The sequence below is a fragment of the Halomicrobium sp. HArcht3-1 genome, from assembly GCF_058933345.1.
This window is the reverse complement of sequence record NZ_JBZYDM010000003.1, coordinates 345,318-367,167: the sequence shown is the minus strand read 5'-3', so window position 1 is coordinate 367,167 and position 21,850 is coordinate 345,318. Positions and strand designations below refer to the sequence as shown.

Annotated in this window: 25 protein-coding genes; 7 read left to right on the top strand and 18 right to left on the bottom strand. The window is 64.2% G+C overall.

Going from position 1 to position 21,850, the window contains the following annotated elements; translation table 11 throughout:
• Nucleotides 1-249: 249 nt before the first annotated feature.
• From AC5FRW_RS07165 to AC5FRW_RS07150, 4 genes are all read right to left on the bottom strand, one after another.
• Nucleotides 250-1,062 (bottom strand): carbon-nitrogen family hydrolase, encoded by an 813-nt coding sequence (locus AC5FRW_RS07165; RefSeq protein ID WP_493567751.1) that lies wholly within the window; start codon nt 1,060-1,062, stop codon nt 250-252.
• Nucleotides 1,059-1,487 carry an SRPBCC family protein gene (locus AC5FRW_RS07160; RefSeq protein ID WP_493567750.1) on the bottom strand — a complete coding sequence of 143 codons (429 nt, stop codon included), beginning with the start codon at nt 1,485-1,487 and terminating at the stop codon, nt 1,059-1,061. The genes AC5FRW_RS07165 and AC5FRW_RS07160 overlap by 4 nt, the downstream gene beginning before the upstream one ends.
• A gap of 51 nt (nt 1,488-1,538) precedes the next feature.
• Nucleotides 1,539-1,763: a DUF7123 family protein gene (locus AC5FRW_RS07155; protein WP_493567749.1), complete on the bottom strand. Its 225-nt coding sequence runs from the start codon at nt 1,761-1,763 to the stop codon at nt 1,539-1,541.
• Between the two features lie 209 nt (nt 1,764-1,972).
• Nucleotides 1,973-2,188 carry a DUF7525 family protein gene (locus tag AC5FRW_RS07150; protein ID WP_493567748.1) on the bottom strand — a complete coding sequence of 72 codons (216 nt, stop codon included), beginning with the start codon at nt 2,186-2,188 and terminating at the stop codon, nt 1,973-1,975.
• A gap of 105 nt (nt 2,189-2,293) precedes the next feature.
• Here AC5FRW_RS07150 and AC5FRW_RS07145 point away from each other — a divergent pair, with 105 nt between their 5' ends.
• The gene (locus AC5FRW_RS07145) at nt 2,294-3,472 is read left to right on the top strand and encodes an LEA/WHy family protein (RefSeq protein ID WP_493567747.1); all 1,179 of its coding nucleotides are present in this window, start codon (nt 2,294-2,296) and stop codon (nt 3,470-3,472) included.
• 9 nt (nt 3,473-3,481) lie between these two features.
• Here AC5FRW_RS07145 and AC5FRW_RS07140 read toward each other — a convergent pair whose 3' ends face one another.
• The 6 genes from AC5FRW_RS07140 to AC5FRW_RS07115 all read right to left on the bottom strand — a co-directional run bounded on the left by AC5FRW_RS07140 (nt 3,482) and on the right by AC5FRW_RS07115 (nt 8,703).
• Nucleotides 3,482-4,516: a PhoU domain-containing protein gene (locus AC5FRW_RS07140; protein WP_493567746.1), complete on the bottom strand. Its 1,035-nt coding sequence runs from the start codon at nt 4,514-4,516 to the stop codon at nt 3,482-3,484.
• Between the two features lie 201 nt (nt 4,517-4,717).
• Nucleotides 4,718-5,785, bottom strand: a complete 1,068-nt coding sequence (locus tag AC5FRW_RS07135) for an ATP-NAD kinase family protein (protein WP_493567745.1) — start codon at nt 5,783-5,785, stop codon at nt 4,718-4,720.
• A 190-nt stretch (nt 5,786-5,975) separates the two neighbouring features.
• Complete coding sequence (locus AC5FRW_RS07130) at nt 5,976-6,662, bottom strand: competence/damage-inducible protein A (RefSeq protein ID WP_493567744.1); 687 nt, start codon at nt 6,660-6,662, stop codon at nt 5,976-5,978.
• A gap of 66 nt (nt 6,663-6,728) precedes the next feature.
• On the bottom strand, nt 6,729-7,505 hold the full coding sequence (locus AC5FRW_RS07125; protein WP_493567743.1) for a DUF5803 family protein: 777 nt from the start codon (nt 7,503-7,505) through the stop codon (nt 6,729-6,731).
• On the bottom strand, nt 7,502-8,173 hold the full coding sequence (locus tag AC5FRW_RS07120) for a DUF2110 family protein (protein WP_493567742.1): 672 nt from the start codon (nt 8,171-8,173) through the stop codon (nt 7,502-7,504). Before AC5FRW_RS07120 ends, AC5FRW_RS07125 begins: the two co-directional genes overlap by 4 nt.
• Nucleotides 8,173-8,703: a transcription factor gene (locus AC5FRW_RS07115; RefSeq protein WP_493567741.1), complete on the bottom strand. Its 531-nt coding sequence runs from the start codon at nt 8,701-8,703 to the stop codon at nt 8,173-8,175. The genes AC5FRW_RS07120 and AC5FRW_RS07115 overlap by 1 nt, the downstream gene beginning before the upstream one ends.
• A gap of 101 nt (nt 8,704-8,804) precedes the next feature.
• On the opposite strand from AC5FRW_RS07115, the gene AC5FRW_RS07110 reads away from it, so the two are divergent.
• Complete coding sequence (locus tag AC5FRW_RS07110) at nt 8,805-10,220, top strand: PQQ-dependent sugar dehydrogenase (RefSeq protein WP_493567740.1); 1,416 nt, start codon at nt 8,805-8,807, stop codon at nt 10,218-10,220.
• Between the two features lie 46 nt (nt 10,221-10,266).
• On the opposite strand, the gene AC5FRW_RS07105 is transcribed toward AC5FRW_RS07110, so the two are convergent.
• The 3 genes from AC5FRW_RS07105 to AC5FRW_RS07095 all read right to left on the bottom strand — a co-directional run bounded on the left by AC5FRW_RS07105 (nt 10,267) and on the right by AC5FRW_RS07095 (nt 12,073).
• The gene (locus AC5FRW_RS07105; RefSeq protein ID WP_493567739.1) at nt 10,267-10,815 is read right to left on the bottom strand and encodes a tRNA (cytidine(56)-2'-O)-methyltransferase; all 549 of its coding nucleotides are present in this window, start codon (nt 10,813-10,815) and stop codon (nt 10,267-10,269) included.
• Nucleotides 10,816-10,839: 24 nt separating this feature from the next.
• On the bottom strand, nt 10,840-11,526 hold the full coding sequence (locus tag AC5FRW_RS07100) for a thioredoxin domain-containing protein (RefSeq protein WP_493567738.1): 687 nt from the start codon (nt 11,524-11,526) through the stop codon (nt 10,840-10,842).
• A gap of 100 nt (nt 11,527-11,626) precedes the next feature.
• Nucleotides 11,627-12,073: a YbhB/YbcL family Raf kinase inhibitor-like protein gene (locus AC5FRW_RS07095; protein WP_493567737.1), complete on the bottom strand. Its 447-nt coding sequence runs from the start codon at nt 12,071-12,073 to the stop codon at nt 11,627-11,629.
• Nucleotides 12,074-12,148: 75 nt separating this feature from the next.
• On the opposite strand from AC5FRW_RS07095, the gene AC5FRW_RS07090 reads away from it, so the two are divergent.
• The 4 genes from AC5FRW_RS07090 to AC5FRW_RS07075 all read left to right on the top strand — a co-directional run bounded on the left by AC5FRW_RS07090 (nt 12,149) and on the right by AC5FRW_RS07075 (nt 14,887).
• Nucleotides 12,149-12,904 carry a DUF2797 domain-containing protein gene (locus AC5FRW_RS07090; protein ID WP_493567736.1) on the top strand — a complete coding sequence of 252 codons (756 nt, stop codon included), beginning with the start codon at nt 12,149-12,151 and terminating at the stop codon, nt 12,902-12,904.
• Nucleotides 12,905-12,957: 53 nt separating this feature from the next.
• Nucleotides 12,958-13,989 carry a DUF7490 domain-containing protein gene (locus AC5FRW_RS07085; RefSeq protein WP_493567735.1) on the top strand — a complete coding sequence of 344 codons (1,032 nt, stop codon included), beginning with the start codon at nt 12,958-12,960 and terminating at the stop codon, nt 13,987-13,989.
• On the top strand, nt 13,986-14,324 hold the full coding sequence (locus AC5FRW_RS07080) for a DUF8060 family membrane protein (RefSeq protein ID WP_493567734.1): 339 nt from the start codon (nt 13,986-13,988) through the stop codon (nt 14,322-14,324). The genes AC5FRW_RS07085 and AC5FRW_RS07080 overlap by 4 nt, the downstream gene beginning before the upstream one ends.
• A gap of 149 nt (nt 14,325-14,473) precedes the next feature.
• Nucleotides 14,474-14,887: a hypothetical protein gene (locus tag AC5FRW_RS07075; RefSeq protein ID WP_493567733.1), complete on the top strand. Its 414-nt coding sequence runs from the start codon at nt 14,474-14,476 to the stop codon at nt 14,885-14,887.
• Between the two features lie 152 nt (nt 14,888-15,039).
• Here the strand turns inward: AC5FRW_RS07075 and AC5FRW_RS07070 are convergent, their stop codons facing one another.
• The 5 genes from AC5FRW_RS07070 to AC5FRW_RS07050 all read right to left on the bottom strand — a co-directional run bounded on the left by AC5FRW_RS07070 (nt 15,040) and on the right by AC5FRW_RS07050 (nt 19,420).
• Nucleotides 15,040-15,390 carry a helix-turn-helix transcriptional regulator gene (locus tag AC5FRW_RS07070; RefSeq protein WP_493567732.1) on the bottom strand — a complete coding sequence of 117 codons (351 nt, stop codon included), beginning with the start codon at nt 15,388-15,390 and terminating at the stop codon, nt 15,040-15,042.
• Nucleotides 15,391-15,417: 27 nt separating this feature from the next.
• Entirely contained in the window at nt 15,418-16,197 is a 780-nt protein-coding gene (locus AC5FRW_RS07065; RefSeq protein ID WP_493567731.1) for an NRDE family protein, read from the bottom strand.
• A gap of 50 nt (nt 16,198-16,247) precedes the next feature.
• Complete coding sequence (locus AC5FRW_RS07060) at nt 16,248-16,748, bottom strand: acyltransferase (RefSeq protein WP_493567730.1); 501 nt, start codon at nt 16,746-16,748, stop codon at nt 16,248-16,250.
• A gap of 58 nt (nt 16,749-16,806) precedes the next feature.
• Nucleotides 16,807-18,147 (bottom strand): phosphoribosylamine--glycine ligase, encoded by a 1,341-nt coding sequence (gene purD / locus AC5FRW_RS07055; RefSeq protein WP_493567729.1) that lies wholly within the window; start codon nt 18,145-18,147, stop codon nt 16,807-16,809.
• 91 nt (nt 18,148-18,238) lie between these two features.
• Nucleotides 18,239-19,420, bottom strand: coding sequence for a hypothetical protein (locus AC5FRW_RS07050; protein WP_493567728.1), 1,182 nt, complete (start codon nt 19,418-19,420; stop codon nt 18,239-18,241).
• Nucleotides 19,421-19,676: 256 nt separating this feature from the next.
• Here AC5FRW_RS07050 and AC5FRW_RS07045 point away from each other — a divergent pair, with 256 nt between their 5' ends.
• Complete coding sequence (locus tag AC5FRW_RS07045; protein WP_493567727.1) at nt 19,677-21,845, top strand: thioredoxin domain-containing protein; 2,169 nt, start codon at nt 19,677-19,679, stop codon at nt 21,843-21,845.
• Nucleotides 21,846-21,850 lie beyond the last annotated feature (5 nt).

Below are 21,850 nucleotides of genomic sequence, written 5' to 3'. Positions count from 1 at the left end.
CGCGATTTCCCCAACATGTTGGTACCGGCCGCCCCTGCGACGAGTGTGGTCGTTACTGCTGGTGTCGAGCGAATCAAAAGGTCTGGAGACCCTTTTGGTGGAAGGACGCCGAGAGAGGCTGTCCGGACAGCCTCGTGGCGATCGCCACCGTGGCCGAGCAGCGAGCCGAGCGAGCCGAGATGTTTCGCCGGTGCGACGTGAAAAGCGCCGTGCCGGCATCTATTACTCTTTAGTGATCACTCTTAAAGATCAGGGTTCCCGGCGATCGGTGAGTGCCGGGAACGAGTCACGGACCGTCTCGACCCGTTCGGGATCGAGATCCGCGGTGACGAGGGTCGCCTCGTCGCCCGACGAAGCGAGGGTGGTGCCCCAGGGGTCGTACACCGTCGAGCGCCCCAGTAGCGTCGAGTCGTCGAACGAGCCGACGCCGTTGACCGCCGCGACGTAGCTGAGGTTCTCGACGGCGCGCGCTCTCGGCAACAGCGTCCAGTGCTCGACGCGCGGGTAGGGCCACGCGCTCGGGACCAGCACGAGCGACACGCCCCGGTCGACGAGGTCCCGATAGAGTTCGGGGAAACGAAGGTCGTAACACGTGGTCACGCCGACGGTGAACCCGCCGATCTCGGCGACCTGCAGGTCTCGGCCCGGCTCCAGCAGCTCTTGCTCGGCGGAGTCGTAGCCAAAGAGGTGGTGCTTTCGGTAGACACTGCGTCGCTCCCCGTCGCTGTCGAACAGGACGGCCGTGTTCGCGTAGCCCTCGGTCGCTGGCGTGTCGAACCCACGGGCGGTGCTCTCCGCGAGGTCCTCGACGATCGATCCAGCCAGCAGCGCGATGTCGTGCTCGCTGGCTGTTTCGCGCAATCGCGTCAGTGTCGGGCCGTCGATCGGTTCGGCGGTCCGGGCGTACGATTCGAACGCGAAGTAGCCCGTCGCGAACAGCTCGGGCAGTGCGACGAGGTCGACGTTTCGCTCCGCGGCCGCGACCAGCATCGTCTCGGCTCGCTCGGTGTTGGCCTCGACTGCCCCCGGTTCGATCCGGTGCTGTGCCAGCCCGAGCTTCATGGTCGCTGTTCGATGTCCTCGCGCAGGGCCGTTTCGAGACGATCCAGTTCCGCGTCGAAGTTGCGCTTGAAGAAGCGCTCGACGCCCGGGATACGACCGTCGACGACGAAACGGTTCGTCAGTCGCGTCCCGTCGTCGACGGCAACGAGTTCGTGCTCGCCGCGGACAGACATCACCCGGGAGCGGCCCGTAAAGCGGACGTACTCGGGCGCTCGCCGTTCGTCATCGCTCGTCTCGACGGCGATGCGTTTGTCGACCAGCGGGATCGGCAACGTGAGGTACCACGTCGCGGACCCGTCGTCGTGGGTCTCCCATTCGTCGATGACGCTGATGGGTGCGGCACGCCTGTCCGGGTCGGCGATGAACTCCCAGACGCGTTCCGGCGGTGCTGGCACCGTCACTGTGCGTTCGACCCGGACAGTCATACCTGTGCCTCAGGCATACGCCGGCAAAAAGTCAGCGAACGAGCGCCCACACTAGCTCAGGGTCACGCGCCACGTGGTCGACCGGGCACGACCCCACTTCTCGATGTCGACTTCGTCGGCCTCCTCGGCGAGGCGGGGCAGGCGAGCGCCGACTTGTTTCGACGAGAGACCGAGCTGGTCGGCGATGTTCTTCGCGCGGAAGTAGCTCTGCCCGCGAGACACGCTGTCCCGGAGGTAATCGAGGATCTTCCGGTCTTCATCGCTGATCTCTCCCATGCCCGCACGTACGTTCTTGTTCGTCTTAACGGTTCCTTTCCGGCTGATCCAGTGGGTGGTAGACGGGTACTACCGGGAACTGAAAACGGTGCAGGTCGGATGGTCGGTAGTGCTCGGTTCGGTGGTCGTCGTACCGCCGGCTGTCACTCTGTGAACTATTTCACTACCCCGAGGTGGTGACTCCCTGCGCGAGGTGACAGCCAACAGTATCAGTCGTCGTAGGCGTGGATCGCGATGATCGCCAGCGCGGCCGCGGCCATCGCGACGCCGAAGGCGATGCCACCGTTGACCTGCAGTGCCCGCGTGTGTTCGATCGCGTTCGCGTACCCGAGGACGCCTGTCGCGGCCGCCCCACCGAGCGCGACGAGCGAAAAGAGCAGCCCCAGCCCGATGCCCATGTCCGTCTTCGACGACGTGGTTGCCATACCCACAGCTATCTGCAGTGGACACTTAACTCATACGGAGCACTGCAGGACCGCGTGACTCGCGGCCCAAAGAGCTATTGACCACCACGCGTGACGACACTGCAGATGCGTCAAAGCCTCAAAAGAGGGGGTCTCGTCGTGCTCGCGCTTGGTGTGCTCGTCGCCGCCGGGTTCGCACTCGGAGCACTCGGTGTCCCGGGAGTAACTGGCGTCGAGAACGCCTTCGGACCGGTCAACGACACGGACACAGTCGTCTATACCGATCTGCACGTGACCAACCCGAACCCCGTCGGCGTCAGCCTGGGTGGGGTCACGGTCGACTACAACGTCTCGATGAACGGTGTCGACATCGCGAGCGGGTCGAAGAGCGGTCTCGGGATCGAGGCCGGGAACTCGACACTGAACCTCACGACGAGGATGGACAACGAACAGATCCCGGCGTGGTGGTACACACACATCCGCGACGGCGAGTCGACGACCGTTCAGATCGATGCGACGGCCACGTCCTCGACGCTGGGTCAATCGGCAGACTTCGGTCGTGAACGAAGCGTCGAGACGAACATCGCAGGCCAGTTCGACTCGAACGAGACGCGGGCCGTCGACGCGAATCAACCACTCGTGCGCGATCCGGTGCTGTACGTCAATCGCACACGGGGATCGTGGGACCGGGCGAACCTCACGCGCGAGCGGACGCCGCTCGACCTCGACTTTACCGTTTACAACCCCAAACCGTTCCCCTACACCGTCTCGAAGATCGGCTACAACATCACGATGAACGACGTGCCGGTCGGAGACGGCGAGACCGACCGTGGCTACGTGATCGAACCGGGGACGACCGAGACGATCAGGGCGAACACGGCGATCCGCAACGAGCACCTCGACGAGTGGTGGGTCACTCACCTCGAACGCAATCAGGTGACGGACCTGTCCATCGACTTCTACCTGATCGTCACGGTCGGCGGCGAACAGATCAGGCTCGACCTCGACTCGATCGACTACGAGAAACGGATCGAGACGGACATCTTCGGGACGAAAGCGGCCGACGATCGGTCGAACGCCACCAGTGAGAGAGAAACGACAGCGACCGAGACGGCCACTGACGACGGTTCGAGCGCAGAAACGACCGACGAGGGACTTATCGAGGGAACGACAGACGGTGGACTGTTGAACGACACGAACGAGAGTAGCACCTCGACGGCTGTCGAGGGATCGACGGCCACAGAAACGGCGACAGACGGCGGCATCCTCGACGAGGAGACGGATACCGACGACGGCTTGCTCTGACCGACCCGCTTACCTGATCTCGGTGTGTTCGGACTCCTCGTTGAGCGCGAGGTTCGTCGCGATCTCGGCGTTCCGAACGGCGTACTCGGCGGTCTGTTGGAGGCTCACGAGCACTTCTCGGACCTGCAGGAGCGACCTGTTGTCCATCTCGGGGAGGTCTTCGAGGATCTCCGTCTCCTTGTCGCCGATCTGGGCGTACTGTTTTCTGACCTCGATTGCAGTGTCGTAGTCACGCTCGACGGCGGCATTGACTGCCATCTCGGTGATGTCGTTGACCTGATCGGTGAAATCGCGGATCCGGCGCATCGTCGAGGACTCGACGGTCAGCGTGTGATCGTCGGACTCCAGTGCGGTCTCGGCGATGTCCTCGGCGTTGTCGGCGGTGAGTTCGAGGTTCTTCGCGATCGAACGGTAGCCGATCAGCGGGAAGCCGTCTTCGAGACCGATCGCGCGCGCCAGATTCGGGTTCTGGTAGGCCGTAAAGATCAGGCGCAACAGGAGGACGAAGATCTTGTTGGCCTGTCGTTCCCGATTGAGTGCACGCTGTGCGAGGTCTGGATTGCCGTGGGCCAGCGATTTGACGGCCTCGTTTCGCATCGTGCTGCCCGTCGATTCCAGCCGTTCGAGGAGATTATCCAGCGTGAAGTCTTCGGGGTCGACCGAACATCGGATGGCGATCCGTTCGGGCCGTTCCTCGATGACGCCAAGCCCCATCAACTGCGTCTCGGCGTTGTAGACGGCGTTGATGTGTTCAGAGGGCAGCGTGTCGCCCTCTCCGGCGTCGATGTGAATGATCCGCCGGCCGAGGACGTACTGTGCGACGATCGCCCGTTCGACGGCGTCCGCATCCAGATCGGCCGCGTAGATGATGGCTTCCGACTCCTCTGCCTGCACCGACTCCGGCAGGACGGTCAGTGCCCCGTTCCCACCGATCCGAAGCGATACTTCGTCGCCCTTCTCCACATCGTGGGCGCTCGCCCACTCGGCCGGGAGCGTCATCGCGAGGGTCGATGGCCCCAGTCGTTGCACTTTTCGCGTTTCCATATGTCCTTTACTTGGGCCAGTCGACCTTAATGTTGTCTATAGGTGTGCATATGCTCGATGAATAATAATAATATATGGCGATGTCCCGAGTCGGTGGACAGAGAGACAGTTTCGGCGGCTCATACTGTCGGCTGTAAATCTGTACACGATTTCGCCACCCCGGGGGTGGCGACTATCTTCACGAAGTGACAGCTAACAGTATCAGACCACTTCCATCAATCGTCGTTCGATCGCGCCGACGCGGACCTTTCGCCACCCGCGTAGCTCCTCGTCGAGATCGGCATCACCCGTATCGACGCGAAGCGTCCCGACGCCGTCGAGTTTTCGGTGGGATGCGACGATCTCGATCTCACACTGGCGGATCACGGTCGGGGAAAGCTGTTGATTGCCCCGACCGAAGACGAACCCTTGCCCGCCGATGGGTGAGACGACGATCACGTTCTCCTCGCTGAGGGCGTCGCGAATCTCGGTTTCGCTTGCGTCCCGCACGAGGACTTCGCCGTCCCGCCACACGTCGACGCCCAGCGGACTTCCGTCGAAGCCAAGCGCCGTCTTGATCGCTCCCACGGTGCTGCCGGGACCGAGCACGTACGTGACACCCGCACGGGCGTCGTCGGCGACACCGTCGGCGAGCGTCTCGATCGAGCCACCGCCCAGTTGCTTGGCCGACTGTCGCTCCTGTGCACGCGGTACGGTGACGACGGCCTGCAGTTCGGTGACGACTTCGCCCTCGCGGTACTCGTCCTCGTCGATGTCGTTGACCTCTGCCTGCTCGGTCTCGTCGAAAGTCGACGCGATCTGCCCGGCCGCACGGGGCGTGACACCAAACACCGACGAGTAGATCTTGACGCCGGCGGGGACCCCGAGCATCGGTGTGTCGTCGTCGCGCTCGGTCAGCACCGACGCCACGTCGACGGCCGTCCCGTCGCCGCCGACGAACAGGAGGAGATCGACGCCGTGATCGAGATACGCCCGGACCGCCTCGCGCGTGTCCTCGCTGCTCGTCTCGGAGCCAGCAGGCCCACCGAGTACTACAGGCTCGAACCCGGCTTCGCGGGTCTCGGCCGCTCCCATCGGGTCGTCCCACGTCAGCAGTTCGATCTCATCGCCGTACTCGCTGAGAGCGGTGAGCGCCGCCACCGCCCGCTCCGGTGCGCGTGGCTCTGCCCCGCGTTCGCGTGCCTCTTCGACTTTTCCGTCCGTCCCTTTCAGCCCGACGCGACCACCCATCCCCGCGATCGGATTGACGACGACACCCACAGTGCGCATACCCACGTTTGGACTGGCCCCGGCAAAAGCCAACCGGGAACGGATGTTTGAAGCCGACGGACACGAGAGAGGCTCGTATGTTCGTTCCACTGCAGGAGACCGTACAGGCTGGGATCGTCGACGCCGCAGGTGTGTTCGTCACGCTCGGGGGCCTCATCGCGACAGCACTCTGGCTGAAAGCGCTGTATCGTTAGGGCGACTCGACGCGTTCTTCGAGCCACTCGGCGGCCGTCGCGACGACCTCGGGGTCCGTCCCCTCGAACTTGACCCGAACGGTGTCGCCGGGGTAGCTCCCGACTTTCACGGCGAACCGTTCCTGTACCGCTGTGAGTCGATCCAGTAGCGCACTCTCCGGTTCTGCCGCTTCGACGACGATCACGTGACGCTCCGCCCCGCTGAACGCCGCTTCGATCTCCTCGAACATCCGCTTCATCTCGGCGGGAACGCCCGGCAGGACGTAGCACTGTTCGATGACACAGCCGGGAGCGACACCTTCGTGATTCGGCAGGACGGTCGCACCCGCCGGGACGTGGCCGGTGCCGTCGGTCAGATCCTCGCGCTGGTAGCCGCCGTGTTCTTCGAGCCACGTGAGCGCCTCGTCGCTCTCGACGACGTCGCGACCGAACGCGGCGGCGACGCCCTCGATGGTCTTGTCGTCGTGGGTCGGCCCCAGTCCGCCCGTGACGATCACGGCGTCGTACTCGGCGTGATACTCGTTGACGACCCGGGCGATGTCACTCAGTCGATCGGGAACGACCGTCGTCCGCTCGACGGTGACGCCACGGTCGGCGAGTTGGCGACCCAGCCACGCAGCGTTCGTGTTGACGGTGTCGCCGGCGAGCAGTTCGTCACCGACCGTGACCAGCGCGACGTGCATACCCCGACGTTGTCGCCAGCGAGTAAAAGCCGTTCGCGATACGTTCTCGGTCGTCGTCGACTCGCCTCACTTCATGCCCGGCGGCGGGCCGCGGTCGCGCGGGTCGTCGTCGTCGCCGGTGTCGATGTCGATGGCCGTCTCCTCGCGTTGCTTGCGCAACTGCTGGATCTGACGCCAGTAGTACAGTCCGCCACCGACGCCAAAGACCAGCGCGCCCACGAAGATCGAGCCGAAGATCAGCAGGTCACGCTGGAGGTAGTACCGGACGCTCATCGTCCGGGTCGTCACGTTCTCGTAGGTCAGCGTCATCCGATCGTCGGTGATCGAGCGGCTGGACGCCGCCGGACTCACTTGCGAGAGCAGCGGGATGCCGACGCGAGCACCCGCCGGTAGCGTCACGTTCGCCGGTCCTTCGACGAACACCGGGATCGTGAATCGCTTGCCCTGTCTCGGTGCGGTGAAGGCGACGCTCCCGTCCGTTTCGTTGGGCACGTCGAGGATCGTCCGCTCCCGGGTCTGGGACACGGACAGGCCGTCGTGGCTCGCGTCGACGACCGTCCCGTTGGCGTAGCGGAACTGGACTGCCGAGACGCGCAGGTGACTCTCCTGGCCGAGCGCATCCCGCTGATACACTTCTAGTTCCGAGCGGTTCGTGACGTTGTAGACGCCTTTGAACGAGTTTTTCTCGATGACAATCGAGGTGTCGACGCGCTCGTCCCAGGTGTAGTTCGCCGACTCGTTGAGCCGCGTTGGGTCCGGTTCACCCGGCCCGAACAGCGAGGTACAGCCGCTCAGGGCCAGCAAGACGAGCAGTGCTCCGACGATGAGTGTCCGACGTGTCATGGAACGACGCAGAGGAGTTCCGACGGCAGGTACCCGCCGATACTCGACAACAGACCCGGCGGGTCCGTGTTTTCTGCACAGACGATACTCTGTTCGAGCAGGCCGAGCCGTTCGACGGTGATGATGTCCTGTGCGTGGCCGGCACGGTTGACCGTCGCCCTGACCTCGGCACGGGTGGCGCTGTTGACGTTGACGCGCCCGCCGCCACGGGTCCACTCGTACAGCTCGTCGCGGGCGTCGTCGCTGAGTCGCGGTGGGTCGTCGTTGACGAATTCGAGTGGCAGGTGCTGAACGAGTCCAAAGCGCGTGCGAATCTGTTCGGGATTGCCCTGCCCGAGACCGATCTGGTCGGCCGGAATCCTGACCGTCTGGCCGTGACCCACGTCCAAGACGAAGCCCTCGTCGTCCCAGCCATCGAGGGTCCCGATGTACGTCTCGCCCGCTTCGAGCGTCGGGACGATTTCGCCGAACTCCTCGCGCAGAAGGTTCCGAGCGATAGTCTCGTCATCACCGCTGACCGTCACGCTCGGGAAGTCGTCGTCGCGGATGCCCACGTCGTACTCCACATCGAGGTCCGCGAGTTCGTTGCCCACGAGCGAGGTCAGCGAGTCAAGCGACCGATCACGGGCGTCACCGTCGACGTAGAGTTTGGTTGCGAGTACGACCATTAGGCCTCAGCGTCCTGTTCGACGTTGAGTTCGTCACGCAGTTTGCTGATTCGGGTTTCCATCGCGTCGACGAGTCTGGTGTTTTCCATCGATTCGACCTGATCGCCACACTGGGGACACTGGAAGCCAAACTCCATGGCCTCGTCGAACTCGAAGCGAATGCCATCCCGTTCACAGAGATAGAACTCGTTGTCCCGTTCGTAGGATTCCCGCTCTTCGAGCGCGTCGAGCAGTCGATACATCTCTTCTTCGAGTTTCTCTGGAATGTTCTCGTACTTGAACGTCCAGAGGTAGGTGAGCCACCCCGAATCCTCGTCGCGCAGGCGACGGTACGACGCCAGATCGTTCTCGTAGAGAATAAAGAGTGCGCGACGAACGTCGTTGAGTTCGAGGCCGAGTTCTTCGGCGAGTTCTTCGTCGGTCACTTCGCCGTCCGGTGGCGCGGCAGCGACCGGCATCCCTTTCGGTCCGACGAGTTCGTGGAGGTACTTCTGTATGACGGGGTCCTCCAAAAGGTCCTCAAAAGCCATTATTTGCCCATCAGAGCGTCGTCCGGTTAAGTTTTAGCTTTCCCGGACGCACTCGGAGTGAAACACAAAGCGCATATATATTTAGGCGAGCCGAAAGCCATATGGAACGTACCCCGACCGACCGACTCTCACGTCGGTCGTATCTGCGGGCGACGCTGGTCGCCAGTGGGAGTCTGCTGGCTGGCTGTGGGGCCGAACAGCCGAGTGCTTCGGACCCCGAGACGACAGTGGACGAGACATCGACGACCGCGACCCCGACAGCGACGGTGACGCCATACGACACGACTGTCGACCACGACGAGACGGCGTGGGACCGCTACGACCCGGCGTGGGAACAGCCGACCGGTCTGCCCACCCACCCCCTCGAAGTCGAAGTTCTTGTAACGGGGCTTGAAATTCCGTGGGACCTCAGTTTCGCCCCCGACGGGTCACTGTTCCTTACCGAACGGACCGGGCGAATCCACCGGTTCGAGTCGGGCCAACTGCGTACCGTCGGCGAACCCGAATCGGTTATCGACGCCGAAGCGGTCGAACCGGGGGCCGAGGAAGGTAGTTGGCTCGTCCCCGGTGGCGAAGGTGGCTTGCTCGGAATCGCCGTTCATCCGACCTACCCCGACCCGCCGCTGGTCTACACCTACTTCACCACCGACTCTGGGACCGAGGCCGGCAAAAAGAATCGCGTCGTCGCCTTCGACACGAGCGCATCGGACCCGACGGCGGCCGCCCGCCCCATCGTGACCGGCATTCCGGCCGATACGTACCACAACGGCGGTCGCATCGCGTTCGGTCCGGCGAACTACCTGTGGATTACGACCGGTGACGCAGACGCCGGTATGGAGCAGACCGACCGGACGCGAGACCCGGGTAGTCTGGCTGGCAAGGTGCTGCGGGTCCGTCCCGACGGAACCGCACCGGACTCGAATCCCGATATCGGTAGCGAGGCCGACCCGCGGGTGTACACCTACGGCCATCGGAATCCACAGGGGATCACTTGGCTACCAGACGGGACGCCGGTCGTGACCGAACACGGACCCAGCGGGGGCGACGAGATCAACGTCCTCAGACCGGGCGCGGACTACGGCTGGCCGGTCGTCAGAAACAGCGGAGAGCACGGGTCCTACGCCGACACGTCCTTCCAGCCTCCCGTCGCCGACGCCGCCTCCTGGGCACCAACCGGGTGCGTCTTCTACACTGGCGATGCAGTCCCGGGACTCCAGAACCGACTCGTATTTGGCGGACTGATCAGCCAGCAGGTCGTCGTGGCGACGATCACGACCGCCGATGGTCCGGCACCCGTCGACGGCCACGACAAACACCACGACGCCGACTGGTACGACGACGCGTATCAGGCCGCCACCAGCGCCCGCCTCACCGACGAACTCGGTCGCGTTCGTCACGTCGAGCAGGGGCCAGATGGGGCGCTGTACGCCATCACGTCGAACCGTGACGGTCGAGCGAGCGGCGACTTCCCGCGAGAAGACGACGACCGACTCGTCCGCATTCGGCCCGCAGCGTGACGGCGCACGCGACGCCCGCTGACGCCGTGTGCTTGCAGTTTCGGTGTTAGGAATCCGTCTCGTCGGTCGGGACCACCCGTTTCCCCTCGGCCTGTGGCTTCACGATTCGGTCGGCGTCCTCCCACTCGCGGTCGAGTTCGCGCCCGTCGAACAGGTGGTCGAGAAAGACGGCGAGGCCTGCGACCTCCGAGTGGGGCTGATTCGTCACGCCGACGTTCCAGTCGGCCCGCTCGTACACCTCGAAACTGACTTTTTCGGCTCCGACGACGATCAAGAGCGGCTCGCTTCGGTGTGCCTGTCGAATCTCGTCCTCGACGTCTTGCACCGGCAGGCCGTACATCGTGAGATGGGCCACCGATCCCTCCCAGTCTTTCAGCACTCGGTTCGGTCGCTCGGTAACTTCGACCGCGAAGGGACCGCCGAAACGGTCGGTGATGTCCTCGACGGTGTCCTTGCGACTGGCACCATCGTTGGCGAGAATCAGCCGGTCCGCGCCCAGCGCTCGCGCCGTAAGTCCGACGTGCGTCGTCATCCGCTCGTCCCGGCCGGGGCGGTGGCCGAGGCGAAGGACAGCAACTTCGGGTTCGCCTTGCATACCCGATTCGAGGCGGGGCGGCCGTTAAGTGCTGTCGGACGACGCGTCCTCGATGGCGCTACTGATCCCGTCGTAGCTCGCCGGGGCCGATTCGCCGTTGACGAGCACCGAGGGAGTCCGCTGGATGCCGGCATCGATGGCCTGCTGGCGGTCGGCTTTGACAGTCTCGTCGAACGACCGCTCGACGGCGGCCGTCTTGATCTGTCCCGCATCGGCCCCCATCTCATCGGCGAGAGCGGCGTAGACGTTGGGACCGAGTTCTGATTGTCGCTCGAACAGCTGTTTCGCGTACTCGAAGAAGGACTCGTCACCGAGTGTCGCCTGTATCGCCCGGGCTGCACTGGGTGCTTCCCAGGAGATCGATTCGTCGACGGGCAGCGGGAGGTCACGGTGCTCGTACCGTATCGCCTCGGTGTCGATGTACTCACTGCGCAGTTTCGGGTACACCTCCTGATTGAACGTCCGGCAGTGAGGACAGGCGAAGTCCTTGTACACCGCGACGGTGACATCCCCGTCGGGGTCACCGGCGACGGGAGTCGCGAGTGGCTGGTCGCTCGCTATGGCGGTGGCTGTCCCGTCGTCGGGCGTCGAGCCGCCTCCGTCCGGGTCATCTTCCGTACTCTGGCCGCCGAAACAGCCAGCCAGCGTCGCGAGCGCGGTCCCGCTGGCCGCCAGTAGTGTCCGTCGAGTGGTTCGGTCGCTTGAGTTCATGGTGTGTACACGTGGCTCACACCATATATTTTCACGGCTTTTCGTCCTGTTGACTACGAGACTTGTCGCTCGCGGTCCCACCGGACCGTCGAGACTCCGATCAGGGTGCGTACGTTCCTTCGAGTTCGGCCTTCGCAACGAGGTGGCCCTCGGCGGCGTCGTACACGTCGTCCTTGCGCGCACTGGAATCGAGCGACAGCGTCGTATCGAGCGCGTAACAGATGAATCGATAGGTGTGGACCCGATCCGGTGGTTTGGGACCGCCCCAGCCGACTTCGCCGAAGTCGTTCTGCCCTTCGACGGCATCGGTCGGTGACCAGTCCGCCGGGATTTTCCCGATATCGGGATCGATGTTCCAGACCAGCCAGTGGTCCCAGACCTTTCCAGCCGGTTCTCGTGCGTCGGGATCGTCGACGATCAGGACCAGTGAGACGGCTTCGTCGGGGACTTCGCTGATCGTCAGTGGGGGATTCGTGTTGGCCGCCGCGTACCCGTGTTCGCGCGGAATCGCCGCACCGTCCTCGAACGCAGCACTCGTCATTTCCATGCGTAATGTTACCGCGCGACAATACTAAAATCCAGTCCCGCGAGCTATTTGACCGGGGGTCTCCTAGCTCGGGCCGTGCAAGTCGTCGGTTATCGCGCCCGCGTCGACGATCCGGCCGCGCTCGTCGTGGCGGACGACGGTCAGCCCCGGACCGAGTCGCTCGTTTCCGGAGCGTCGCTGTCGTACTCGCTCGGTGAGCGCCACTGTGCCGGGACCATCGACGACGGCCGTCACCTCGAATGCGACGCAGCCAGCGCACCGTACTGTGAGAGCCACAGGTCCCGCTGGCCGTGTGCCCGCTGTCGCGGTGACTGCTCGATGCCACTCGACACCTGCAGCGAAGAACACGCGATCTATCTCGCTGCCTTCGCGCCGGCGACGTTCAAGGTCGGGGTGACCCGGTCGTGGCGACTGGACCGACGGCTCCGCGAACAGGGGGCCGACCGCGCCGCGCACCTCCGAACGGTCGCCAACGGCCGCGTGGCCCGCCAGATCGAGGCCGAGATCGCTGCCGACGTAGGCGACAAAGTACGCGTTCCGACGAAGATTGCAGGGCTGCATCGATCGGTCGACGACGCCGCGTGGCGGGCGCTGCTCGAACGCTTCGAACCGATCGAGACGTTCGATTTCGACGACGAACTCGCTCTCTCCGAGCGACCGATCGCCGAGACGCTGCTCTCCGGCACCGTCGTCGGGTCTCAGGGCCGTGTCCTCGTCCTCGAAAACGGTGCCAGCACGTACGCCGTCGATCTGCGCGATCTGGTCGGGTACGAACTCACCGACGAGCCGACGGATCGGGCACTCCAGTCCAGTCTCGGCGCGTTCGATTAACGGTCGACTGGTCCATCAAAAAACATTTACCTGATGCTGTTGGGGTGGGCCGTGTGCAACGTGAAACGACACTCGCCGGCGGCATGGTCCTCCTGCTGATCGCCATGCTCGCCACCCCGTTTGCAGTTCCCGGGGTCCTCGAAGCGCCTGAATCGGACGAAAACATCCGTCCGAGCGTCCTCAGGCTTCAGTCCGAGGACTCGACGATCCGGGTACTCTCGGTCCCCGGTGGCACGGCGAACCTCCAGATCGATACACGACTTTCCCATCGTGGTGGGCGTGCAGAGAACGTAACGCTCGAAGTCAGAGCAGTCGACGCCGACTCGGGCCTACTGGTCGACCAGCGTTTCCGCTCGGTCGGCAACATCAGCGGTGATCGATCGGTGTCGGTGCTCACGAACCTCTCGGTCGAACGAGAGGGGAGCTACCGGATCGAGACGATCGTTTCCGAGGACGGCGAGCGGGCCGCTCGTGGAACGCGCTCGATCAGTAACGTCCAGGCGCTGACGCCGGACTATGCCCGTTCCTCCGTCGGCTTCGAACGGTTCGAGGATTCGGCGGCCTCGATCCCGACTATCGCCGTCGATCCGGCCGCGGTGGCGAACAATCAGACGCAGCTATCGGTGTCGGCGTCACTGACAAACAGCGGTGACACGGACGCAGGCGACGTGACGCTACGGCTCCGGGCACGACAGGCAGAGTCGAATCTGATCGCCGCCCAGACCGAGCGTGAGGTCGGGACGATCCGCCCCGGTCGGACAGTCTCACCGACGCTCTCGATGACGGTTCCCGACGGCTACAACTACTACATCGACGCCGTCCTGCTGAAAGACGGTGTCGTCATCGATACGACAATCGGCGTGGCGAATCTCGATCCGACCCGCGTCGTCTCGGTCAACGAGACCCGTGAAGATGTCGAGTTCGACACGGGCGACTTCGCAGCGACGGAGACCGAGGCACGGTACGACGAGGACCGAGAGCCTACGGAGACCGTCTCGGGTAGTGGTCCCGGATTCGGTGTCGTACTCGCGATCACCGCGATACTCGCGGTCGCAGCACTCGCTGCACGGAGACAGAAACGATGACTGACGAGGACACGCACACCACTGACGAGAGTCAGCACGACGACGAACCGTTTGCCGACCGACCGACCGCCGAGGCACGGACCGCCCAGCCAGCGGACACGGACGCGACTGACTCGGCCGGCCAGCGGGTCGTCCGCACGCTCCAGTGGACAGCGTTCGCCATCCTCATCCTCGTCGCGCTCGTCGCGACGTTTCGGTTCTACTTTGCGGCCTCGAACACGATCAACGAGTTCGTCACGCACCGGTACCGCTCGCTGTTCCAGATGATCTTCAATCTCGTGATCCTGCTGGCGAGCGTGCTGGGTCTGTCGGTACTCGTTCGAAAGATCGTCTGATACGGAACGGTGTCGTTGCGTATCGGTGAGCGTCGCCACAGGGGAGGCGCTCACTGGTACATCGCGACAACCATCCGTATGACACCACCAGCGACACTGGGACTTCTGGGACGACAATCCTTTTCCGCCGGGCACGCTAAGCGCCGTTCATGGCAGATGACGAACCCGAGGAGACAGCATCGGAACCCGAAGAAACGCCGGCAGACGACGGTGACGAGGGGAAGTCCTTCCGCGAGCGCGTCGAGGAGATTCGACAGGAGCGTGCCGAGGAACGCGAAGAAGGCGAGGGAGAGATGAGCCGCGAAGAACGCATGGAAGAGATGATGGGCGGCGGTGGCCCCGGCGGTCCCGGCGGCATGGGCGGCGGCGGCAACCCCTTCGCACAGATGATGGGCGGCATGATGGGTGGCGGTCCGGGCGGTCCCGGCGGTATGGGTCCCGGCGGTCGCGAGGAAGAGAGTAGCGACAACGAGGAACTCACCCGAGAAGTGCGAAAGCTTCGCGACGAAGTCCACGACGTACGGCGCACCCTCGACCGGATCGCCGACGCCCTCGAAGACTGATAGTAATCCTTGTAGCGATTTACCGGTACGCGCCGACCCTGGGGCCGGCGCGATCCGGAAATAATCTACAAGAATCCCTATGAACCCCGGCCGCGAGAATCGTTTTGATCGGCCACTCGTTTCGACCGTTCCCGAGCGTCGGCCGGATCGATCTATTCGTTGTACGCGAGGCTCATGACCCACTGTGAGAAGGCGTCACTGCGGGCGTCGACCTCTTCGTCACCGATAAAGGGTGATAGCTGATCGCCAGCCATCAACAGCGAGAAGTCAAGATCACGAGGGGCCGGAGAGAGAAGATACGTGTTGTGGCCGTTGTAGACGGTCTCCTCGCGCTTGATCAGTTCTTTCTCTGCCAGCGAGTCGACGATCCGACTCCCCTTACGCGACGACACGTCCAGTTCCTTCCAGAAGTCGCTCTGGTGGATCCCGCCGGACTCACGGATGAGTTCCAGGCCAGCGCGCTCGTCCTCGGAGAGGTTCTCCTCGATGGCTGCCATGCTCATGTACTCCGTTATGGGGCGGTGGGTTGCTTAAACCTGACCTTCGACCGGGCGATACGCAGTTTCACAGGGTGGCCCGTCGGCGTACCGGTAGCGGCGGTCGTCGCCGAGCACGAGTAGTGACGACGAGCGAGTGCCAAAGCCGCCGTCGGACGAGTCCGACGAGCCGTCCGAACGTTGTTCGGAGACGTCCCCGTGGATACAGACGCCATACTCGTGATCGGAGATGGCCGTCGCCGTCCGATCCAGCCACGAGGGGGCGTCTTCCCCGGGTTCGGGCTGGAGGTCCCGGGCCAGACGGTCGGCGTTCTCGGCCTGTCGCTCGGCCGGGTCCTGCCTGAACGAGGGGATCCGATACACGCCGTCCGCGCCGACGTTGACGACGACGTGGACCCCCGGTTCGAGGTTCGAGACTGCAAGCTGGCCGTCCCATTCGAGGTAGACCGCAGCCTTGGCGTCGGCCACGACGAGATTGAACCCCTGATACTCGTCGGTCTCGACAGCCCGCTCGACGAGTCGGGCGGCAGCTTCGGCGGACGGCTCACCCAGCGCGTCACGGACGAGCAGACCCCGCGACCGCTCGCCCGCGAGGTCGGCGTCGGTCCAGCGGTTCGTGATCGCCACGAAGACGCCGTGTTCGTTGTACCCGATCCAGGTACCCCCGGCCTCCGAGTCCGTCGGCGCGACGACGTTCGCGCCCCAGTCTCTCACTCCCGGCGGATTCGAGTCCCGATCCAGTCGCTCGTCACGGTTCGCGGCGACGACGAGTGGCTCGTCGAAGACCTGCCACGCGAAGACAAGTGTACACACGAGACGAGGTAAGCGCCACGACGAGTAAAGCGTGCTGTCGCTGCGCAGCACTACTCCTCGTCGACTGGCCGCGCCGGGACGCCGGTGACGGTCGTCTCCGGGGGCACGTCCTCGGTGACGACGGCGTTGGCTCCGACCTGTGCGTCGTGGCCGATTTCGACGCCCGGAAGGACGACCGCCCCCGCGCCGATCATCGCACCCTCGCCGACGACGACCTCGCCGGTCCGGTATTCGTCGCGCAGGAACTCGTGACAGAGAAGCGTCGCGTCGTAGCCGACGATGGCGTGGTCCTCGATGGTCACCAGTTCCGGCCAGAACACGTCCGGCGTCGCCGTCAACGCCAGCGAGACGCCGTCGCCGACGGTGGCCCCGAGTCGGCGCAGGAGCCAGCGTTTGAGCTTCAGACTCGGCGAGTATCGGATCGTCCAGACGACGAGGAAATTGATCGTCAGGCGAAGCGGGTGCTTCGCGTCGGGCCAGTGGTGCAACGAATTGTGCGGGCCGGGCGTGGCCGTCCGATCCAGCCGATCGTGTCGTCGTGGGCCAGTCACGGCTGTCAGTTGGTGAGGTGCTGTCTTGAAACCCGCGTCGTGAGAACGCAGTGATCGACTACTCGCCGCGGATTTCGGCCATGTGGTCGATGCGGCGCTGAACGAGGTCGGCCTTGCCGATGTCGTGGCGCATCCGAAGCCCGTCTTCGCCGGCCGCGGAGAGTGCCTCCTCTGCGATCTCTTCGGCCTCGTCGATACTGTCGGCGACGCCGACGACGGCAAAGGAGCGGGAGGTCGTCGTGTAGATGCCGTCCTCGCGCTCGTCGACGCTGGCGTAGTACAGCATCGCATCGCCCGCGCTGTCTCGCGGCTCGTCGCCGCTCGACCGGTCCGTGGCTTCCGCCACGCTCTCCTCGTCGATCGTCACCTTCGCGCCCGACTTCGGGTCGGTTGGGTATCCCTCGGGGACTGCGTACTTGCAGACGGTCGCCTTGGGGGCGAAGGAAAGCTGTGGGAGCGGTTCGTCCTCGCGGGCGGCCGTCAACACGTCGAGGAAGTCGGTGTTGAGCACCGGCAACGTGTTCATCGCCTCCGGGTCGCCGAAGCGAGCGTTGAACTCGACGACCTTGATGCCCTCGGCGGTGAGCATGAACTGACCGTAGAGGACGCCCTTGTAGCCGTCGAGCGCGTCGACGGTCGCCCCCAACACGTCGACGGCCTCCATGTAGTCGTCCTCGGTCATGAAGGGCAGTTCGAGACCGGCGTCGGAGTAGCTCCCCATGCCGCCGGTGTTGGGACCCTCGTCGCCCTCGTAGGCGCGCTTGTGGTCCTGTACGGCCGGCGTGACTCGCAACTGTCCGTTGGCGACGAGTGCCTGCAGCGTGAACTCCTCGCCGATCAGGCGTTCTTCGAGGACGACGCGGTCGTAGTCGGAGTCCAGCAGGAACTCCTTGGCCTCCTCGGCGGTCACCTGATCGCCGATGACGCGTACGCCTTTCCCACCGGTGAGACCCGCGGGCTTCACGGCGAGGTCGCCGTCGTACTCGTCGATAAAGTCACAGGCGGCGTCCATGTCCTCGAACGTCTCGAAGTCGGGGCATCCGGGGATGTCCTTGTCCTTCATGAAGCGGCGCTGGAACGCCTTGTCGGTCTCGATGCGGGCCTCTGCCTCTTGCGGGCCGAAGGCGTAGATGCCGGCATCGTCCAGCGCGTCGGCGACGCCCGCCGCAAGCGGCGCTTCCGGGCCGATGACCGCAAGCGTCGCGTCGACATCGTTCGCGTAGGTCGTCACGGCCGTGGGGTTCGTCGTATCTAGCGACTCGAAGCCCTCGGCGACGGCAGCGATTCCCGGATTTCGGTTGCCGGCACAGGCGTACAACTCGGCGTCTGAATCGGCCAGTGCGCGGGCGATGGCGTGCTCGCGACCCCCGCCGCCGATCAGCAGCACGGTCTCTGACATACGCGAGACCGCGACTGGTAGGGGCCTAAACCTTGCCTTTCGATTCCGCTGCGGTGCCGGTCACCGACGATCTGTGCCCGCGTCGCTCGCATCAGGAATCGTCGTCGGCGTCGTTCCCGAGCAGCGATCTGACCACGTCAGCCGGTCCGTCCGGGGTATCGAGTCTGGCGTACCAGCGTTCCATCGCGGTTCGGTTGCCGTCCGCCGATTCCGACTCACATGATCTCGGGTTCGGGTTGTCCGGCGTGTCGTCTCTGGCGTACCACCGCTCCATCATCGTTTGTTCTTCTTCGGGAACCTCACAGTCGTCACCCAAGGTGACGTTACGGCGGCGCTCGGCGATTTCTGTCGGACTCAGATCGCCGTAGTCTTTCGTCAGATCCCGGTCGTCGCTGTAGTCCCGATGGATGTCGAAGTCGTCTCCAGAATCGTCGTTGCCGTCGGCCTGCCCGCTGGAATCATCGCCACCGGAGCCACCGCCATCGGTGTCGTCGTTCTCGGAATCCCCGCTCTCGGAGTCATCCTCCTCCGAGTCGTCGTCACCGTCCTCGTTGTCGTCGTTCCCGTCATCATTTCCGCCGTCGTTGCTCCCGTCATCGTTTCCACCGTCGTCACTCCCTCCATCATCGCTTCCGTCGTCGTTTCCGCCGTCATCATTTCCGCCGTCATCATTTCCGCCGTCATCGCTTCCACCGTCGTCGTTTCCGCCGTCATCGTTTCCGCCGTCGTTATTGCCACCGTCGTCGTCGCTTCCGTCGTCGTCGCCCGGTTCAGTGTACGTCGCACACGTGTCACTGATTTCGACGTGACCGGTACAGACGCCACAGCTGTTGTCGTCGTTCAGTGCCGCAACGACGCCACTGCCGTCGTCGTACGCCGTCGTCGCACAGTCGTTCGTGTTCAGACACAGCGTACACGCCCCGTCGTCGTTCTGGCTGTCTCCCTCGACGACGTTCTCTTCGAGTAGCCCGACGACGACCTCGTTCGCGCCCGCTTCGTAGCAGTACACCGACCAGTCCCAGGGAACGTCCGGGGAATCGCTCGCCTGTTGCATCGGCCGACACTCGTAGGTACCGTCGACGGCGACGACAGCGAAACTCCCTTGTGTTCCGGTACAGGCGCGTTCACAGCCGAAAAACTTGATCTGATGGGCGCTCGCGATACCGGTCGCACCGACGAAGCCAGCAGCAGCGACGCCGACAGTCTGTAACAGCCGACGGCGGTTCAGGCCAGCAGTCGTCCGTTCTGATGTCGGGCCATCTGAATCGCTCATGGATGGCAGCTACTATTCTATGTGTCTGTTTGGTAATACATATTCTACCCTGCAGAAGATGGCACATAACCGGCTAAGAACGGTATCAAACTAACAGTTTAGAATCAGTGAACGGTTACAAACGAAGGTATTGATAATATAAAATATACAATATTGGCCCAGCTGGCATGTACGCGCAGGCAACTGGCATCGACGAACTGCCATGGAGTTCGAAGAGACGGACAGGCTTTCACGTCTCCCACCCCGACGGACGGGTATGACGACTGAACCGACGGACAGAAACCGCCTCGACGAAGCGGAGAGTCCGTACCTCCGCCAGCACGCGGACAATCCGGTCAACTGGCAGCCGTGGGACGAACACGCACTCGCCGCCGCACGTGAGCGCGAAGTCCCGATCTTCCTCTCGATCGGCTACTCGGCGTGTCACTGGTGTCACGTCATGGAAGAAGAGAGCTTCGCCGACCCGGAGATCGCCGAAGTCCTCAACGAACAGTTCGTGCCGATCAAGGTCGACCGCGAGGAGCGTCCCGATCTGGATTCGGTGTACATGAGCATCTGCCAGCAAGTGACCGGGCGCGGTGGGTGGCCGCTGTCTGCGTGGCTCACGCCCGAGGGCAAGCCGTTCTACGTTGGGACGTACTTCCCACCGGAGGAACGCCGCGGGATGCCCGCCTTCGGAACCCTGCTCGAAGACATCGGGAGTTCGTGGTCCGATCCCGAGCAGCGCGCGGAGATGGAGAACCGCGCCCAGCAGTGGACCGACGCCATCGTGAGCGACATCGGCGACGTTCCCAGTCAGTCCGGCGAGGTGCCCGACGACGATGCGCTTTCGGCGGCCATCGACGCCGCGCTTCGCGCTGCCGACCGCGAACACGGTGGCTGGGGCAACGGGCCGAAGTTCCCCCAGCCAGCGCGTCTGCACTATCTCATGCGGGGCTACGATCGTTCGGGCCGGGACGACGTACACGCCGTCGTCACCGAGACGTTCGACGCGATGGCCGACGGCGGCCTGTTCGACCACGTCGGCGGCGGCTTCCACCGCTACTGCACGGATCGGGAATGGGTCGTTCCTCACTTCGAGAAGATGCTGTACGACAACGCCGAACTCCCGCGGGCCTTCCTCGCCGGCCACCAGCTAACCGGGGCGGACAGGTACGAGACCGTCGCCGAGGCGACCTTCGAGTTCGTCGAGCGAGAGCTAACCCACGACGACGGCGGCTTCTTCAGCACGCTCGACGCCCAGAGCGTCCCGCCTGCACACCGCAACTCGGCGGATGACACGGCGGGCGACGGTGATGGCGACCACGAGCCAGCAGAGGGAGCCTACTTCGTCTGGACACCCGCGGAAGTCCACGACGCCGTCGCCGACGAGACGGCCGCGGACCTGTTCTGTGATCGCTTCGGGATCACCGAGCGCGGGAACTTCGAGGGCAAGACCGTCTTGACGATCAGTGCGACGGTCGACGATCTGGCCGCCGAGTACGATCTCTCGACGGACGAAGTCGAATCACGACTCGAAGACGCACGCGAACAGACCTTCGCGGCCCGCGAACAGCGTCCTCGGCCGGCACGCGACGAGAAGGTGCTGGCCGGCTGGAACGGCCTGATGATCGGGGCGTTCGCCGAAGGTGGGATCGTCGGCGACGCCAGTCACGCCGAGACCGCCGCCGACGCGCTCACGTTCGTCCGTGATCGGCTCTGGGACGGCGATGCCGGCCGACTCAAGCGCCGCTACAAGGACGGCGATGTCGCCATCGACGGCTATCTCGAAGACTACGCTTTCCTCGCCCGCGGCGCGCTGACGCTGTTCGAGGCGACGGGCGAGGTCGCCCATCTGGCATTCGCGCTGGACCTCGCGCGTGCGATCGAACGGGAATTCTGGGACGCCGACGACGAGACGCTGTATTTCACGCCGACCAGCGGCGAGTCGCTCGTCGCTCGCCCGCAGGAACTGTCCGACCAGTCGACTCCCTCCAGTACCGGTGTCGCGGTGCAGGCGCTGCTCTCGCTGTCGGCCTTCGTCCCCCACGACCGCTTCGAGACCATCGCAAAGGGCGTCCTCGAAACCCACAGCAACGAGATCGCGGCCAACCCGATGAAACACGCCTCGCTCGTCGTCGCGGCCGACCAGTACCGTCGCGGCGATCTGGAACTCACGCTCGTCGCCGACGAAGTGCCCGACGAGTGGCGCGAGACGCTGGCGACGACGTATCTGCCCGACCGTCTGCTGGCGTGGCGGCCAGCCGACGAGTCCGAACTCGATACGTGGCTCGACACGCTCGGTCTGGACGACGTGCCGCCGATCTGGGCCGAGCGCGGCCAGCGCGAGGGGGAGCCAACGGTCTATGCCTGTCGGCAGTTCGCCTGCTCTCCGCCAGAACGCGACCTGCAGGCGGCCCTCGACTGGGCCAGCGAACAGACCTGAGTGCC